The organism is Bacillus coahuilensis m4-4 (assembly GCF_000171615.1).
Taxonomy (GTDB): Bacteria; Bacillota; Bacilli; order Bacillales; family Bacillaceae_K; genus Bacillus_T; species Bacillus_T coahuilensis.
In genome coordinates this window covers 49,333-63,867 of the sequence record NZ_ABFU01000059.3, presented here as the reverse complement: position 1 = coordinate 63,867, position 14,535 = coordinate 49,333, and the positions used below count along the sequence as shown (strand labels likewise).

General features: G+C 38.8%; 13 protein-coding genes and 4 pseudogenes. All 17 read right to left on the bottom strand.

Annotated elements, in window-relative coordinates; all coding sequences use genetic code 11:
• Window positions 1-24: 24 nt before the first annotated feature.
• The 17 genes and pseudogenes from M44_RS27530 to M44_RS23640 all read right to left on the bottom strand — a co-directional run bounded on the left by M44_RS27530 (window position 25) and on the right by M44_RS23640 (window position 14,317).
• Window positions 25-177, bottom strand: coding sequence for a hypothetical protein (locus M44_RS27530; protein WP_010174955.1), 153 nt, complete (start codon window positions 175-177; stop codon window positions 25-27).
• 69 nt (window positions 178-246) lie between these two features.
• Window positions 247-849 carry a hypothetical protein gene (locus M44_RS25545; protein WP_155814979.1) on the bottom strand — a complete coding sequence of 201 codons (603 nt, stop codon included), beginning with the start codon at window positions 847-849 and terminating at the stop codon, window positions 247-249.
• Between the two features lie 82 nt (window positions 850-931).
• The gene (locus tag M44_RS23670; RefSeq protein ID WP_010174953.1) at window positions 932-1,255 is read right to left on the bottom strand and encodes a hypothetical protein; all 324 of its coding nucleotides are present in this window, start codon (window positions 1,253-1,255) and stop codon (window positions 932-934) included.
• A 233-nt stretch (window positions 1,256-1,488) separates the two neighbouring features.
• On the bottom strand, window positions 1,489-1,908 hold the full coding sequence (gene arsC, locus M44_RS15280; protein ID WP_010174952.1) for an arsenate reductase (thioredoxin): 420 nt from the start codon (window positions 1,906-1,908) through the stop codon (window positions 1,489-1,491).
• A 32-nt stretch (window positions 1,909-1,940) separates the two neighbouring features.
• Window positions 1,941-3,238 (bottom strand): annotated as a pseudogene (locus M44_RS23665) (arsenic transporter).
• A gap of 13 nt (window positions 3,239-3,251) precedes the next feature.
• Window positions 3,252-3,602 (bottom strand): ArsR/SmtB family transcription factor, encoded by a 351-nt coding sequence (locus M44_RS15270; protein ID WP_010174951.1) that lies wholly within the window; start codon window positions 3,600-3,602, stop codon window positions 3,252-3,254.
• 652 nt (window positions 3,603-4,254) lie between these two features.
• On the bottom strand, window positions 4,255-5,064 hold the full coding sequence (murB, locus tag M44_RS23660; RefSeq protein ID WP_010174947.1) for a UDP-N-acetylmuramate dehydrogenase: 810 nt from the start codon (window positions 5,062-5,064) through the stop codon (window positions 4,255-4,257).
• A 286-nt stretch (window positions 5,065-5,350) separates the two neighbouring features.
• A pseudogene (locus M44_RS23655) lies at window positions 5,351-7,765 on the bottom strand (heavy metal translocating P-type ATPase).
• 71 nt (window positions 7,766-7,836) lie between these two features.
• Window positions 7,837-8,042, bottom strand: a pseudogene (gene copZ / locus M44_RS23650) (copper chaperone CopZ).
• 13 nt (window positions 8,043-8,055) lie between these two features.
• Window positions 8,056-8,358, bottom strand: a complete 303-nt coding sequence (locus M44_RS15245; protein ID WP_040365476.1) for a metal-sensitive transcriptional regulator — start codon at window positions 8,356-8,358, stop codon at window positions 8,056-8,058.
• A 365-nt stretch (window positions 8,359-8,723) separates the two neighbouring features.
• Window positions 8,724-9,248, bottom strand: a complete 525-nt coding sequence (locus M44_RS15235) for a type 1 glutamine amidotransferase domain-containing protein (protein WP_010174936.1) — start codon at window positions 9,246-9,248, stop codon at window positions 8,724-8,726.
• Window positions 9,249-9,343: 95 nt separating this feature from the next.
• Window positions 9,344-9,816 (bottom strand): annotated as a pseudogene (locus tag M44_RS23645) (GNAT family N-acetyltransferase).
• A 139-nt stretch (window positions 9,817-9,955) separates the two neighbouring features.
• Window positions 9,956-11,419, bottom strand: a complete 1,464-nt coding sequence (locus M44_RS15225; RefSeq protein WP_010174932.1) for an NADP-dependent isocitrate dehydrogenase — start codon at window positions 11,417-11,419, stop codon at window positions 9,956-9,958.
• A 419-nt stretch (window positions 11,420-11,838) separates the two neighbouring features.
• Complete coding sequence (locus M44_RS15220) at window positions 11,839-12,186, bottom strand: cupin domain-containing protein (protein WP_010174927.1); 348 nt, start codon at window positions 12,184-12,186, stop codon at window positions 11,839-11,841.
• Between the two features lie 26 nt (window positions 12,187-12,212).
• Window positions 12,213-12,629, bottom strand: coding sequence for a metallothiol transferase FosB (gene fosB / locus M44_RS15215; RefSeq protein ID WP_010174926.1), 417 nt, complete (start codon window positions 12,627-12,629; stop codon window positions 12,213-12,215).
• Complete coding sequence (locus M44_RS15210; RefSeq protein ID WP_237705308.1) at window positions 12,622-13,089, bottom strand: GNAT family N-acetyltransferase; 468 nt, start codon at window positions 13,087-13,089, stop codon at window positions 12,622-12,624. Before M44_RS15210 ends, fosB begins: the two co-directional genes overlap by 8 nt.
• Window positions 13,090-13,369: 280 nt before the next feature.
• The gene (locus tag M44_RS23640; RefSeq protein ID WP_050771002.1) at window positions 13,370-14,317 is read right to left on the bottom strand and encodes a DUF418 domain-containing protein; all 948 of its coding nucleotides are present in this window, start codon (window positions 14,315-14,317) and stop codon (window positions 13,370-13,372) included.
• Window positions 14,318-14,535: the final 218 nt, after the last annotated feature.

Genomic DNA, 14,535 nt, shown 5'->3' with positions numbered 1-14,535 from the left:
GTTAATGGGATAGTATAGAGGACATTAAGAGAATACTGGCCACACATAGTTAATTAAAAACCAGATAATCCCAAAGAAAATAATGAGGTAGGCTGCATATTTAATGAATGTAGAGGCTACCATACTAGAATTTTTTTCTTCTTCTCTTTTTATTACAACATTTTCATGTTTATCCATAGTTACACATCCTTTAAATTAGAAACAAGTATAGTAGATGTATACCCCCCTTGGATAAAAGTAAAACTCTCATTCTTTCGAAGTACAAGTTATGTCAAGTCCGCTTGTGGAACTGATGGTGTCACTTATAATTCCTGTACCAAAAATGGAATCCTCCTCAATGGCTTCTACAATGGAAGGGTTAGATGGATAACCACTCCCACTAAATCGCAATAGGCGATACTCCCCTTCAACTCCCCCTCCGGACACATACATGACAATATCTCTCCATTCATTTGTAAACGAATTCATGACGATGATTGGGGTTCGAACTAAAGAAAACCTTGTGACCATTTTGTATTCACCATCGTCCATTTCATATATAGCTCCACTACACCCTCCTGTACCACATACAAAAGGCCCTGTTAAATATACAAATGTTTCAAGCTTATCATCTCCATTTAAATCGATTCGATTGTAGTAATAACGAGTTGAATTTTCATAACCCTCTAACTCAAAGTCATTATAAATGGCCACCTCTAACTCGCAATTTTTTTCTTTTTCAGATTTCACATATTCTACATCCTTAATATCCATCTTATTCGCTTTAATCTTCAGGTGAGTTCCCACCAGGAAAAGAATGAAGACTGTACTAAGAATAAAAATCTTCCAAATCCTCAGTGATTTTGCCATAGTGACCCTCCACTTTACAATGTGTCCAACAATGTTAGAGTTCCCAAAACTAAATAAAAAAAGACCAACCCACTTAGGCTGACTAAAAATCATACTCCCATTCCTCTTTTAACCATAGATATAGTGAAAGGAGAGCCTCTTCTTTTTGTTCTTCAGTTAATTTTCCTACTTCTAGATCCACTTTTGATAAAAAGATGTTCGCCAACTGATTCGTTCGTAAAGTTCGTTGTGCAGGTGGCAACGACAAAAACCTTTTTGCATAGACGCTCAGAAGGTTCCAATCCTTTTCTTTAAACTGTTTCACTTCCCATTCACTAATGTCAAGTGAGGACGTAGTAATAGACCTTCGCTCTAACTCTTTATCTAACCGAGATTTGGTACTTTTTTTCTTTTTTCGCTCATGCACAACAATCGTACCTGCTAGTTACGGGTGGGGGATAAGGTAAAGTATTGTGAGCTAGCTTTTTTATTATAGTATGTAGGCTTGGCACTGGAATGATCCCTAAGCCCTCTCTCTTCTTACCAGTGAATTGTGCACGCAATCCAATCGCATACTTCTTCCCCTCTCCTCACACTCTATAAAAGAAAAAGCCAGATTATACCACCATTTGGTGATACAACCTAGCTCTTTCACATAACTTATTCTCCAGTTTTTGCAAAACGTTCAATACGCTCGCCAATCTCATCGCGAACGCGCTGGAAGAACGCCCACTTCTCTTCTTCCGTTCCTTCCGCTTTCGCTGGGTCATCGAACCCCCAATGTACTCGTTTAATGTGCGGTGGTGTTACAGGGCAATTATCTGCCGCATGTCCACATAATGTTACGATTAAATCGGCGTGATTTAAAATTTCATTGTCAATCACATCAGACGTTTGATTGGAGATATCTACTCCAGCTTCTTCCATAGCTTTCACTGCATTTGGATTTAACCCATGTGCTTCTAGTCCTGCACTTTTAACTACCCACTCATCACCTAAGTGCTTCTTCGCCCAACCTTCAGCCATTTGGCTGCGGCAAGAGTTCCCAGTACATAAGAAATAAATTGTTTTTTTACTCATAATAAAATCTCTCCTTTAGAATGTAGTGTGAATTAATGTATGATCAATAACCAAATATACAATCCAACAAGTGTAATGAATAACGTTGGAATGGTTAAAACTAAACCAGTTTTAAAATACGTTCCCCAGGAAATTTTAACTCCTTTTAATGAAAGAACGTGTAACCATAGTAATGTTGCTAATGAACCAATCGGTGTAATTTTTGGTCCTAAGTCAGAACCAATGACATTTGCGTATATTAACGCTTCTCTGATCATGCCTGTGGTATTAGTATCAGCAATCGCAAGAGCATCAATCATAACCGTTGGCATATTATTCATAACAGATGATAGGATGGCTGCAATGAATCCCATCCCAATCGTTGCTGCAAACAGCCCCTGATCTGCGGTTGCTTGGATGACTTCGCTAAGCACATCTGTTAACCCCACATTTCTTAGACCATAAACCACAACATACATTCCTATTGAGAAAAACACGATAGCCCATGGTGCCCCTTTAATGACGGTCTTCGTATCAACTGCAGAACTTCTTCTCGCCATCAGTAAAAAGAAAATCGCCACTAAACCTGCGATAAAGGATACAGGAACCGAAATGAATTCACTAATAAAATAACCAACTAGTAAGATTCCTAATACGATCCACGAAAGTTTGAACATCTTCTCATCTTGTATCGCTTCTTTCGGTTCTTTCAATTGAGACATATCATATTTGCTAGGAATACTTTTACGGAAGAATAGGAAAAGAACAAGAACACTCGCTGCTAACGAAAAGAAGTTAGGAATGATCATACGTGAAGCATATTCCACGAATCCAATCTCAAAAAAGTCCGCAGATACAATATTCACAAGGTTACTTACTACAAGTGGTAAGCTTGTTGTATCAGCAATAAATCCACTCGCCATAATGAACGGGAAGACCATTTCTCGTTAAAGTTTAAGCTTCGTACCATCGCTAGAACAATGGGTGTTAAAATCAGTGCAGCTCCATCATTCGCAAAGAAGGCAGCGACTAATGCACCTAAAATGGTCACATATACGAACATGCGAATGCCGTTACCTTTTGCTGCACGTGCCATATGAAGAGCAGACCATTCAAAAAAGCCAATTTCATCTAATATAAGAGAAATAATAATAATCGCGATAAACGCTAACGTTGCATTCCAAACGATTGAAGTTACGTCTAGAACATCTTGAAAATCTACAACCCCTACAAGGATAGCTAATACTGCTCCTCCGCAAGCTGACCATCCAATCGATAATCCCTTCGGCTGCCAAATGACTAGGGTAAGAGTCAAAATGAAGATAAGTGAAGCTAGAATAGTTGAAACCATACTCGTCCTCCGATTAATCGCAAGATATTCGCAAACCTTGCTCTTCTAATTCTTTAATTCTGTCGCTTTGATCTGGAACATGAAGTAGGATGCTTGAGATCATTGGATAGTATTTGCTTTCTTTATTGAGTGAAAACATAACCCATTGACCCTTTCTCTCTTCTTTCACAATGCCTACATCTTTTAATTTACGTATATGTTGACTAATCGCTGGCTGACTTGCGTTAAAAATAGCCACAAACTCACACACACAACAATCGTTTGTATCAAGCATTTTAACCATCGATAACCTTGTTTTATCTCCAAGAAGCTTTAGAACCATAGCCGACTTCTCCATATCCACATACGTTTGTTCATTTATCATGGAGGTCCCCCCTTCGTAATCTGTTGTTAAACATATAATAATATACTTATATGTTTATGGCAATAGATTGACAAATTGTTTGAAAATTAAAACCACTACATATTTCAGAGGTATATTTAATCCACAGTTGGTTTTTGTCTACCTATTAGTAGAATTTAACAGTAAACTTACTATAACTAGTCACGAACTGTTGGGAGCTGTATGATATGAGATGAATTAAAGTGATTGTCTTTACCGTATTCATTGCATTTCTTTGCCTCACTGAAAGGTCCGCTAGTGCTCTAACACAAGAAGGCAATCCTGTACCATACTTAAATGCAATCGCCACATACGAATGGAATAATAGCCCCTATAGAAAAAATAAGTAAAAACCAACAAAAAAAGGAAGATATATTACTGGGTTTGATAGCGAGGATCCTTACAGTGCTCTAAAAGATTATATGGAAAACAAAGGATGGAAGTTCAAAGATCAAATGGGATCTGGCTTTATATTTGAGAAGGACGATGAACTCATCACCATAGAAACGAGACAGTATTCTAGAAACTATTATATTTGGGATGTACCTACATCCATATCAGAAAGAGATTTTACAAATTAAACCTTATAACAAAAACGCAGAAGAATCGTTTCTTCTGCGTTTTTCAAGTTAGCCTATTTGGTTTCACTCTCTAAATATTCACCAATAACTTTTACTTCTGTCTCAAGCATGACCCCAAACTTTTCATGAACGGTATTTTGTACAAACTCAATTAAGTTCAAGTAATCTGTTGCCGTTCCGTTATTCACGTTCACCATAAATCCTGCATGCTTTGTTGACACTTGAACGCCACCAATCGTTTTTCCTTGAAGGCCACTGTCTTGAATTAATTTTCCAGCAAACAATCCAGGTGGTCGTTTAAATACACTACCACATGACGGATATTCTAATGGTTGCTTAGATTCGCGCAAATACGTAAGCTCATCCATCTTCGCTTGGATTTGATCCACTTCGCCTTCCCTTAATTCAAACGTTGCTTCTAACACTAATAGGTTTTCCTTAGGAATAATACTGCTGCGATACTCTAGTTCAAGCTCTTCATTACGTAAGGTTTTTAACACCCCATCTGGAGTTAATACAAGGGCAGATACTAATACATCCTTCACTTCCCCCCCATAAGCACCAGCATTCATATAGACGGCTCCACCAACCGTACCTGGAATTCCGCAGGCAAATTCTAAGCCTGTTAAATGGTGAGCAAGAGCATAACGAGACGTATCAATTATGGTTGCACCACTCTGCGCAATAATTTTGTTATCTTCAAGTGTGATGCTGTCCATTTGAGTGAGGACGAGAACAACTCCACGGATTCCACCGTCTCTTACAATTAAATTAGATCCATTACCTAGGATGGTAAAAGGGATATTTTGTTCATTTGTATATTTCACTAAGTTTTGTACTTCTTCATAGGTTGTCGGTAACACAAGGTAATCTGCATTGCCGCCTGTTTTTGTAAAGGTATAATGTGATAATGGTTCGTTTTCTTTTTACTTTTTGTCTCGAAAGTATGTTACTTAATTCTTCTTTTATATTAAAACTCATCATGTGAACAAGCACCTTTCTATATAAAGAGTTAATAATTTTTTACTATTTAGTCTACCCATACATAAAGGGACAGAAAATGAACGCCTATATTAGTTTATTAAAAAAGAGAAGGAAGTTCCTTCTCTTGACTAGTCCCTATAAGATTATACACTTTTTAACGGATGTTTACAGTTTAACTCGTTGTAGCCTTAACGAATTCAGCACAACGGAAACAGAACTAAACGCCATAGCTGCTCCTGCAACCCAAGGGGCAAGTAAGCCTAAAGCCGCTAACGGAATTCCTAAAGTATTGTAGGCAAATGCCCAGAACAAATTTTGTTTAATATTCGTTATCGTTTTCTTACTCATCCAAAGGGCGTCGGCAATACTACCAAGTTCCCCACGAATAAGAGTAATATCAGCTGCTTCCATTGCCACATCCGTTCCAGTCCCAATCGCCATGCCGATGTCAGCTACAGCTAAGGCAGGCGCATCATTAATTCCGTCTCCGACCATTGCGACCACTTTACCCTGCTGTTGCAATTTTTTCACTTCTGCTGCTTTCCCTTCTGGTAACACGTCACCTATCGCAACATCAATTCCGGCCTCTCTCGCAATGGAATCAGCTGTCCGCTGATTATCTCCAGTAATCATGATGACCTCTATTCCCATCTCCTTTAACCGGAGGATGGCATCTTTTGATGTACTTCTCATTGTATCTGCGACTGCTATCAACCCAGCATACACTGAATCCACTGCAACGATCATTACCGTCTTCCCTTCAGACTCCAATACCTCTTTATCATGTAAAATAGTTGAGATCTCTACATTAAGTTGCTCCATAAACCGAACCGTGCCCACGGCAACCTGTTGACCGTTCACGATCGCCCTGACTCCAAATCCAGGGATGGACTCAAACTCCTTATTCTCCTGAATCGTGATTTCTTTATCTAACACCCCTTGAACCATTGCCTTTGCAAGAGGATGTTCAGATGACTTCTCCGCGGAGCCGACAAGTTGTAATAGAGAGGCTTCAGTAAAATCCCCTGCTACTTTAACATCTGTTAAAACCGGCTCCCGTTGTAACCGTTCCTGTTTTATCTACTACAACGGTCGTCACCCTATGAGTATTTCAAGGTGTTCCCCACCTTTAAACAGGATGCCATACTCCGCCGCTCTACCAGATCCTGCCATAATCGACGTCGGTGTGGCGAGACCCAGTGCACAAGGACACGCAATCACTAGAACCGCAATGAGCTTTTCTAAGCTACTAGCAAAATTCCCAGGATCAATCCAAAGGAACCAAATCAAGAACGTTATGACCGCAATCCCAACAACTATGGGAACAAACACACCAGATATCGTGTCTGCCATTCTCTGAATGGGTGCCTTTGATCCTTGTGCATCCTCTACTACTTTAATAATTTGGGCAAGGGCCGTATCTTTTCCTACTTTTGTTGCTTTCATTTTAATAAAGCCGTTTTTATTAATGGTTGCACCAATCACATTGTCACCTGGATGCTTATCAACGGGAATACTTTCTCCAGTGATCATGGACTCATCCATAGCCGATTGACCTTCTGTCACTTCCCCGTCTACTGGTATTCTTTCTCCAGGCTTTACATGAAGGATGTCCCCTACAAGCACTTCTTCAATTGGTAGGATCATTTCCTGCCCATTTCGCTCAACTGTCGCATGTTTCGCCTGTAAGCCCATTAGTTTTTTTATTGCTTCGGATGAACGCCCCTTAGCCCTAGCTTCAAATAGCTTACCAAGCAATATTAGAGTGATAAGAATGGCACTTGTTTCAAAATACAATCCCATAGGATGTCCTTCGTGCCCAATCGATTCAACCGCAAGATACACACTATAAAAATAAGCAGCTGACGTACCAAGTGCCACTAACACATCCATATTGGCACTCTTATTCTTTAACGCCTTATACGCTCCCACATAAAATTGCTTCCCAATAAAGAACTGTACTGGTGTCGCAAGCGCCATTTGAACCCAAGGATTTATCAATATTTCAAGCAGAGGCAAAAAGGATAGGAATCCAAAATGCCCAACCATCGTCCATAGTAGAGGAAGTGAAAGAAGTAGTGAAATAATGAACTTTTGTTGCTGCTTCTTAATCGCCTCTTCTCTATGATCATTTGATCGCTGTAGTTCCTCGTTTTTCTCAGTCGCTTTATATCCTAAATCATCCACTTTTTTCATAATATCCTGTGAAGATATCATTCCTGAATGATAATGTACCGTTGCCGTTTCAAGGGCTAAGTTCACCGTCGCTTGTTCGATACCAGGCTGTTTGTTTAATACTTTTTCGATACGAGCAGAGCAAGCGGCACACGTCATCCCCGTAATGGTATAGTCCGTCTGTTCTAGTTTCACATCATACCCAAGGTCTTGTATCTTTTGATAGATCTCTCGTGGGCTCAGCTCTTCAGGGTTGTATCTTATAGAAGCTCGATCTAACGCAAGATTCACAGTCGCCTTCTCTACGCCTGAAAGCTTATTTAACCCTTTTTCAATACGAGTAGCACAAGCAGCACATGTCATCCCCGTTACATCAACCGTTGTTTCCTGACTAGTATTCGCCATTGTTTTCGCCTCCATACCTATATGGGGTATAGTACTTTGTAAAAGAAAACTGCGCTTAGTAGCACAGTGAATTATTGAACATCATACCCTTGATCATCAATTGTTTCTTTAATGGTTTCTAAACGAACTTGACCTGCATCATATTCTACTTCTACTTTCTTCTCTTCAAGTGAACCTTTACCTCTTTCACTCCTGAAAGCTTTCCAACACTATCTTCTACTGCTTTCACACAATGTCCGCAGCTCATGCCTTCCACCGTTAGGATATCTTTTGTCATGTGTAACAACTCCTTATTTTTTCATTAATTTTTGTATCGTTACAAGTACTTCATCAATGGCTTCACTATCGCCCTCTTGAATGCGTTCCGCAATGCATGTCTTCATATGCCCCTCAAGCAAGAGCTTTGCCACACTATTCAAAGCAGACTGCGTAGCAGAAATCTGTGTGATCACATCATCGCAGTACGTATCTCGTTCAATCAAGCCTTTAATTCCTCTAATCTGACCTTCAATCCGATTTAATCGGGTAACTAAATTTTTCTTCACTTGATCAGAATGATGACTTCTTCTTTCGTCCTCACAATGTGGACTCATTACATCTATTTCTTCTTGCTTAATTAGTGAATGTTCATTTGGATTTGATAAGTCTGCCGTCATTTCATCACCTCTAATCATAGGTTACCATACCCCGCTATGGTATGTAAAATGGGAAGTTTGAGTTGTCAGCTGAGGGAATTGGAGAATTTTGAAGAATTGTAGGGATTTGCCAGTATTTCCTTTTAAATGCCCGTAACATCCTATAATTTGCCCGTATTTTTAAAATTTTGCCCATAAGCCACCCGTAATTGCCCATAACGCTTGTCCATTTACCCAAAAATAATTAAAAGGTGAAAATTCCCTCTTCCCCATAAAAAAAGCCACTCCAACCTGTTGGAATGACCAAAACTCATTTTACATTCTTACATTTTACCCATTTCTTCAATAAACACTCTCATATAATCCGGTAAATCTGGTGGGCGGCGACTTGAAATAATATGTCCATCTACGACAACCGCTTCATCTACCCAAGTAGCACCAGCGTTCATCATATCATGCTTAATTCCTGGCGTACTCGTTACTTTTCTACCTCGTAAAATATCAGCAGAAATTAACACCCAGCCTGCATGGCAAATCTGACCGATTGGTTTTTGCTTTTCATCCATAGTTTTCACCATATGTAACACTTCGTCGTATCGTCTTAACTTATCTGGCGACCAACCACCTGGAACAAGTAAGGCATCATACTCTTCAATGGAAACATCCTTAAAAGCAAGATCGGATACAACAGGTACCCCGTATTTTCCTACATAAGTTTTATCAGCTTCCTCACCCGCAAGATCTACAATCGCCCCTTCTTCACGTAGACGCAGCACGGGATACCATAATTCTAAATCCTCAAAATCATCGCTTACAATTTGAAGAACTTTCTTTCCAGTTAACTTCATTCTGCTTCCTCCTTTTCTTCTTTCCTAATTATCGTTTCCCTGATTAAAAAACCTATAACCTATAAATACAATTCTCCTGCTAGTAAACAATAAAACTATTTCTTTTTCAATTCATATGCCATTTTTACAAATTCAAATTGACTCCCATTCGTTTCTTGCATAAAGACCTCAATCTCTTTGAATCCCACCTTTTATATACTTTGATGGCTCGTTGATTGAACGTGGCAACAGATAATGTTAGGATTCTTGGTGAAAATTTCTTCTGAACAAATTCTATACATCCTACTAAAAAGTTCTGCCCCATTCCCTGCCCAGTTAAATCTGGTCTCATGCCTAGGCCAATCTCAAAAGTAGAGAGGGTTTCTTCACTAACACTTAAAAATCCCACCAAAACGTTATCTTCTGATACAGAGAACATATTGTTCCCGCGAGTGACAGGATTTAGAAACTCCTCTAAATCCTCGTTATCTGCCTCCATATCATAAAAATCATATTCCTGTTCATAATGCCAATTGTAGGCGATTTCCTCTGCTTGTTCTTGGGCCATGGTTTGGATTGTAAACGTCATCTTTCCTTCCCCTTCCATTTTTATAACGTACCGTCCGATTACACGCATTCTTTTCTTGAACTCAAGTCCATATACACCAAGAAAAGCTGCCCCAGATTAAATGGAACAGCTTATTAGCATATATACATTAATTAAAGACTTACTGCCCCTGTCCTAACGAATAGCCTCTTTCCCCATCAAAACGATAAAGGTTCTCTGTTTTGATAAAATCTAAGCCAGCATCTTCAATACGGCTTAGCAACCCTATAATATCACCATTTGTAACGGTTCCCCCAGCATTTTTCATCTGAAAACGACATCTCCAGTGATCTGTGCTAAACGTTTCAGGGAATCCGTTAGGATAAACTTTCACTCCACGATTCGTAATAATCGCTAGTTCGAACTCATCACCAGCTAATTGTTCAAGGGTTTGTCCAAGTTCATCTGGCGTGTGCGTATCACTATAAAGGAAAACATCAACTCCATCTAACTTACGTTCAACCTTTGGTGCTGGACGATTTTTCACCACTGGGTCCAGTTTAAACGTATCTTCCTCACTTGGTGGGATTTCTTGATAGTGTACCGGTTGATAGACAGAAGGCTTCTGTCCTAAACGAGCAATCACCGCTTCTGTAAACTCCGATGTACCAACACCACTCCCATCCTTCGTCAGCTCTTTCGTTAGAACGCCATCCTCCAGCGTTTTTAACCAAGCATTATGGATGGTTGTCGCGACATCAGGTTGTCCAATATGAACAAGCATCATAACAGAAGCATGAATTAATCCAGATGGGTTCGCAATGCCTTTTCCTGCAATATCCGGTGCACTACCATGAATAGCTTCAAACATTGCAACTTGATCTCCAATGTTCGCTGACCCAGCTAGTCCTACGCTACCTGTGATTTGAGCAGCCACATCCGATGCAATATCACCATATAAATTCGGCATGACGATGACATCGAAGTTTTGTGGGCTATCTGCAATCCTCGCAATCCCAATATCAATAATACTGTGGTCTGCTTCGATGGTAGGATATTCCTTAGCCACTTCATTAAATACTTTATGGAAAAGTCCATCAGTCAACTTCATGATATTATCCTTTGTCATACACGTAACCTTTTTGCGGTTATTCTTCACCGCATATTCAAATGCATAACGAATAATCTTCTCAGATCCTGGGCGTGTAATTAATTTCAGACATTGAACCACTTCAGGAGTTTGCTGATGTTCAATTCCAGCATAAAGATCTTCCTCATTCTCACGAATAATAACAAGATCCATGTCAGGATGTTTAGTTTCTATAAACGGAGCATATGAAATGTTTGGGCGAACGTTTGCATACAAACCAAGTGTTTTACGAATCGTGACATTTAAGCTTTTATATCCTCCACCTTGTGGAGTTGTAATCGGTCCTTTGAATAATAGCTTTGTTCTACGTAAAGATTCCCATGCCTCATCAGGGATTCCGGCAGAATTTCCAGCTAAGTACACTTTCTTTCCTACTTCAATAAATTCAGGATCAAGACGTGCCCCTGCATGCTCTAGTATTTTAAGGGTTGCGTCCATAATTTCAGGTCCGATCCCGTCCCCTTTGGCAATCGTTATCTTTGTTCGTTCTGTCATGATAAGCTTCCTCCCAACTCATGAATACATTAAATAGAGTAGTTGCCGTTAACATCGTTCCTACATCCATAGATAGAGTGCACTTCGTATACAAGGTTTCACAAAAATCCTCATAAAAATACCGACAATCTTGAAGAATGGAACAATCCATACCAAAGGTTGTCGGTTTTCTTCCGTCTCTTCTTAATGCCTATTCAAACACTTTGTATCATGCAACCGTTTGTATTGCTCGGGTGAAAACAACCTCTTCGATAGGAAAAGAGGGTGTTTTACAATCTACTTCTATACTATGTTAGTCGTCAATAAAAGTCAAAAGTTATAGAATTTTGAAATAATCTTATAGGTTATGAACAAGATTCCTTTTAAAATAGACTCATTTCTGTAAATGTTATACCAAAATATTTTTCACTTCTCTATTTTCACCTAACAATTACCCCGCTTTCCAAGTCCTCATTCTCCATCACGATGGCTGTTAAGCCTTTCTCTGTTCTGGTTTCATGACATTCACCCTTCTCCCAGTAAATCGCATCTCCTTCCTCAACTTTCACATACTCGTCTATTTCACCACGAACTTCCCCCTCCCCACTTACAACATGAAGGATTTGTGGGATGACCGCCTTGTGATAGCCAATGATTCCCTTTTCGTCTAAATGCATACATCCTATATGAGTAGCTGTTTTGGTATGTGCTATTTTAGACATAACAAAATTCGAATCAAATTTTCTGATTTTCTTTCCATTCTCTTTCTTAAACGAGTAAACCTTCATTCTTTCCTCCTAATCATCACCTGGTATTAATAAAACTCCATATGTTTTTTTCTATTTTTATAAAATTCTACTCTCTCCTCTAACGTCCCACTATGAAACTCAAACTTGTGCCCATCTGGATCTGCAAAATAAATCGAATTCCTATCTTTCTCGTCTCGATCTCTTCCTTGTAGTATTGAAACATTCCAGTCTATTAACCTTTTATGCAGGATGTTCAAATCATTCTCTTCTACTGTAAAAGCAATATGAGTATATGATTCGTTTATTTCATTTCGAGGAATATCCTTTTCAACATTCAATGCAAGCCAGATGCCGTTTAAATCAAAGTATGCAGTACTTCTCCCCTTTACCAACAACCTTGCTTCCAATACTCTTTCATAAAATGTAATAGAGAGATCTAGATCAGATACAGAAAAACAGAAATGATTAACGCCCTTAATCAACCTCTTTCCAGCCTTTCATACCTTTTAATGACTGTACCATTTGTTGTATCCCTTGTTTGTCTGTTCTCAGAACGGTAATAAACCTATTTAAAATGTCATGACTTTCATAGAACCCTTTATGTTTATAAAACTCTAAAGCCTCTTCGTTTCCGTTTGAAACAAAAACAAAATAGTCCTGCACCTCAAACTCACTTAACCACTGAATGCACATCGAATACAGCATAGATCCAATCCCAAACATACGATATTCTTCTTTTATGTAAAATTGAGATAAACACCCTACCTCACTTCCTTCAACGGACGTTAAATCAAAAAACGTCGCAAAGCTACTAGAATACACTTTCTTTGGTGAAATATTGGCATATACATATCCTACAGGCTCACTTCCGTCTTTGACTATGACTACAAAATTGTGAGTTGCATTCGCCACAGAAGGGATCATTCTTGTGTCAAAATTCATCGTATCAAATCGTTCCGSCGTAAWATACSCTTTARATTTTKGAARGTTCATTAACTCATTACATAAGCCCCTGCATTGTTCTAATTCATTCATCTGAATCCTTTTAAATGTAAGTTTCATAGGCACCCTCCTGTTCAGAAGATCTTATTTACCATTATTTCAATTTTTTCGTATAGTAGCCATTTTCATTCACGAAAAATAAAAAGACAAACGCAGAGTTTTCCTATTAGCTTTTACTTTTCAACTGTATCAATTACTATTAGCCATTGATGAAGAGTAATTATCCACTCACTCTTCGCATTAACAACTCAATTGGACCTCGTTTATATCTTTTTCTCCATAGTCTAGAAAACACGATTGCCCCAATAAAGAACCAACACGAGGATGTTACTACAAAAACCAAAGAAGCATGATCCAATAGCCCAAAACCATCAAAAATAAACAATAAAAGGAAGTGAGAAACATAAATAGTTAACGCAAGCTGGCCAGTATAGATGAATGATTGAACAGCTTTCGTCTCTTTAAATTTTTCTGAAATTATAATACAGAGCGTAATAATAAAAACCCCTGTACAAGAACTTGAAATCATATAGAAGAAATTTGGTGGCATCGGCTTCGTTAAGAATAGGAATTCAGCAATCTCTAGCCCTACTTCATCCTGGGTAAGTAATATGAAAATGGAGGATAAAAGCTCAAATACAATTGCCCCAACACTTGAACCTATTAGTAGGTATCGCCTTACTTTTATGGAAGTAAAATCTAATCTACCCAAGATCATTCCCATTAATATAAAGAAAAACCACGGGAAAATAGGGTGATACCCGTTAAATAACAAGTTTCTCACGAAGCCTGCAAATGTCCAGAAGGTTTCATATTCAGTAAAACTACTATCCCATCCTTTTGTGTAATCGAGTACTAGTAAAGAAGTTTGTGAGAGAACGAGGAGAAAGATTGCAGAGATGATTAAAACACGTGTAGAGGAGGTGATAAAGAAACTTCCTAAAAATAAATAGAATGCATAATAGTGAAGAATATCCGCTGTCCAACCTAAAAGAATGAGTAAAAACCCAAGAACTAACAGAAACACTGATCCTTTCCAGAGCGATTTCCTGTCCTCTCTTACGATTTGCATATCATTCGTTTCTCTTGAACCTTTCGTCATTAGTGAAACTCCTACACCTGCTACTATAACGAAAATAGCGGCAGCCCGCCCTTCAAAGTCTCTCATAAAGGATTCTAATCAATACGGACCATTTCCTTCTGCATTCATGGCGATTTTGTAATTCACTATGACCATTCCAAATATCGCGAACGCTCTTGCAACATCAAAGCCAATGATTCGCTTTGTCTCTCCCATGCTTTACCCCTCCATATTTTTAAAATAGACTGAACTGAAAACTCACAAATGGCTTGTGAAGCATAATCTTTATATTTGTCTAGCCCATC